Below are 1849 nucleotides of genomic sequence, written 5' to 3'. Positions count from 1 at the left end.
TCGAGACCACCCGCTTCCACAAGGCCGAGGAAAAGAACGAGCCGGCCTTCACCGAAAAGCTCGCCGCCAATGGCGACATCTATGTCAACGACGCCTTTTCCGCCGCGCACCGCGCGCATGCCTCAACCGAAGGCCTGGCGCACCGGCTGCCGGCCTATGCCGGCCGCACCATGCAGGCCGAGCTCGACGCGCTGGAAAAGGGCCTCGGCAATCCGGTACGGCCGGTTGTGGCCATCGTCGGCGGCGCCAAGGTCTCGACCAAGATCGACCTTTTGATGAACCTCGTGAAGAAGGTCGATGCGCTGGTCATCGGCGGCGGCATGGCGAACACCTTCCTGGCCGCGCGCGGCACCGATGTCGGCAAGTCGCTCTGCGAGCATGACCTCGCCGGCACTGCCAAGCAGATCATGATCGAGGCGGCCGAAGCCGGCTGCGCCATCATCCTGCCCGCCGACGGCGTGGTCGCCAGGGAATTCAAGGCGGGCGCGCCCAGCGAGACCGTCGCCATCTCGGACGTGCCGGCCGACGGCATGATTCTCGATGTCGGCGCAAAGACCGTGCAAAGCGTCAACGACTGGATCGACCGCGCCGCAACGCTGGTCTGGAACGGTCCGCTCGGCGCTTTCGAGATCGAGCCCTTCGACCGCGCCACGGTGGCGGCGGCAAAGCATGCCGCGGCCCGCACCAAGGCGGGCAAGCTTGTCTCCGTCGCTGGCGGCGGCGACACGGTGGCCGCGCTCAACCATGCCGGCGTCGCCGACGACTTCACCTATGTCTCGACCGCCGGCGGCGCCTTCCTCGAATGGATGGAAGGCAAGCCGCTGCCCGGCGTCGAGGTGCTGAAGCGCTGAGTCGTTCAAGGCTGAGCGGCACAAACGCTGGAGATTGGCTGAAGCCTCCCAACCTCGTCATCCCAGGGCGAAGCAGGAGCGTAAGCTCCGTCGCGGAGACCCTGGGATCCATTCCGTTACCTTGATTGAAGGGTGCAGCGGTGCAAAATTCTGCGCCGCTGCGGCGCTCTGACGTCACGGAATGGATTCCAGGGTCTGCGCGCGTCGCTTCGCTCCTTGCTCCGCCCTGGAATGACGATCGCGATGGGCGTTTCGGCCAACTTCCAAGGTATGACGCCCGCCAACGCGGACATAGCCGACCGGTCAAATTTCTGTGCCCGGATTTTCAATCGATTCTAGCTTTCCGGCGTCATTCCTTTGGCGGTAGTGTTCTGCCAGCGCGGAACAAACGCAGCGTAGGAGATCACCCATGAGCGAACGTCTCGAAGATATCGCCGCCGCGATGGTGAGCGGCGGCAAGGGCCTTTTGGCTGCCGATGAGAGCTCCGGCACCATCAAGAAGCGTTTTGACGTCATCGGCGTCGAATCGACCGCCGACAACCGGCGCGACTATCGCGAGATGATGTTCCGCGCCAGGGAAGCGATGTCCAAATACATTTCCGGCGTCATCCTCTATGACGAGACCATCCGTCAGAAGGCCGCCGACGGCACGCCGCTGGTCGACATCATCAAGGCGTCCGGCGCCATTCCCGGCATCAAGGTCGACCTCGGCGCCAAGCCGCTGGCCGGCTTTCCCGGCGACACCATCACCGAGGGCCTCGACGGGTTGCGCGAGCGGCTTGCCGATTATTACAAGCTCGGCGCCCGCTTCGCCAAATGGCGCGCGGTGATCGACATCGACACGACCAAGGGCGTGCCCTCCGCCACCTCGGTCGGCTCCAACACCCATGCGCTGGCCCGCTATGCGGCACTTTGCCAGGAGGCCGGCATCGTGCCGATCGTCGAGCCGGAGGTGCTGATGGACGGCGCCCATTCGATCGACACCTGCTACGCTGTCT

The 1849-nt window shown here is 64.8% G+C and carries 2 protein-coding genes; both read left to right on the top strand.

Features of this window, described 5'->3' with window-relative positions:
- Nucleotides 1–851: phosphoglycerate kinase (locus tag EOD07_RS33065; RefSeq protein ID WP_164772781.1), on the top strand; the 851-nt coding region annotated here is incomplete at its 5' end.
- A 409-nt stretch (nucleotides 852–1260) separates the two neighbouring features.
- A partial coding sequence (locus EOD07_RS33060; protein WP_127238217.1) for a class I fructose-bisphosphate aldolase occupies nucleotides 1261–1849 on the top strand: 589 nt, incomplete at its 3' end.

Source organism: Mesorhizobium sp. M2C.T.Ca.TU.002.02.1.1 (assembly GCF_003997225.1).
Note: the sequence above shows the minus strand (reverse complement) of the source record. Positions and strands in the feature narration are given on the sequence as shown.